This window comes from Helicobacter sp. MIT 21-1697, from assembly GCF_026241255.1.
Taxonomy (GTDB): Bacteria; Campylobacterota; Campylobacteria; order Campylobacterales; family Helicobacteraceae; genus Helicobacter_C.
In genome coordinates, this window is record NZ_JAPHNC010000020.1 from 1 (window position 1) to 1,176 (window position 1,176).

General features: G+C 37.9%; 2 protein-coding genes. Both read left to right on the top strand.

The annotated features are described in order from the left end of the window. Nucleotides 1-591: hypothetical protein (locus tag OQH61_RS09400; protein WP_266027174.1), on the top strand; the 591-nt coding region annotated here is incomplete at its 5' end. Continuing rightward, the coding region (locus OQH61_RS09405) for an XRE family transcriptional regulator (RefSeq protein WP_266027175.1) at nucleotides 588-1,176 on the top strand (589 nt) is incomplete at its 3' end. The genes OQH61_RS09400 and OQH61_RS09405, both read left to right, overlap by 4 nt.

The window sequence follows — 1,176 nt, forward strand, 5'->3', positions numbered from 1 at the left end:
CATAAATTTTTATGTATAGTCAAGGAGTTATGTATGGATATTGTTGCTTTTTTGATAGTGTTTGGTAGCATTTATTTTGTATATAAAACAATAAAAAACAGATCGCGCAAGAAAACAAGGCAGATTACAGAAACGAAATCATATCCAAACCTAGATCTTGTAGATTCTATTCTTAAAAAGCATAATATTACCTTTTCAACAGATAATCCAGACGAGATGATGGCACACGATCGCTTACAGATTGCCTGTGAAGCTTGGATAGAAGATGATTATAAGACTGCACGCACTGAATTTCAAAGAACTGCTGCGTTACTAAAAAGAGATGATGTTCCTCAATACAAGCTAGATAACTTTCTAGAGTTAGCGTCAGAGTTTGTAGAGCACGATAGTTTGTTCCACCATATCAAAAATGACATCATATCGGTTATTCGCAACAATCCTAATATACTTCAAACAGACATATATGGGCTATTAAAGTCATATTCCAAAAATGATATCCAATACGCTCTTTACTACGCGGAGATCAAAGGTTATATCACTAGAACCAAAAAGGGTAGGAGCTATATTCTTAATTTGGGACAAAATCAATGATAGGCTCAAAACTAATAGCATTAAGAAACGAACATCAAATGACGCAGAAAGGTTTTGCAGAACGAACAGGGATATCTTATGGGACATTACAAGCTTATGAGTATGGCACGCAGTCGCCGCGTTACGATTATCTAACAAAAGTGTCGGATATATTTAATGTTCCTATGATGTTTTTTTTAGATGACGATACCCCATCAGGCAATTCTTACACAGCTCCAACAGGATTCGTTAGTGATTCGTTAGATGTTCGTAAGTCGGATTCGTTAGTCAATAATAATGATTCGTTACTCCCTCACAAGCCCTCCACAATCCAAATCCCAGTCTATGATGATGTGTATGCGTCTGCGGGACAAGGACTGCTCAATGAGGAATATATCACGCGGCATATTGGTATGCAAAAGGATTTTTTGCGCGATTATTTTGGGGTGGCAAACTTTTTGGGGCTTTCTATCATCACTGCGCGAGGGGATTCTATGAGTCCTACTATCCCAGAAAACTGCCAGCTTCTAATCCAGCAAAGTGATAGTTTCCAAGAGGGGCAGATTTGTGTAGTGCGCCTTGATAATGAACTCTATGTCAAACGCT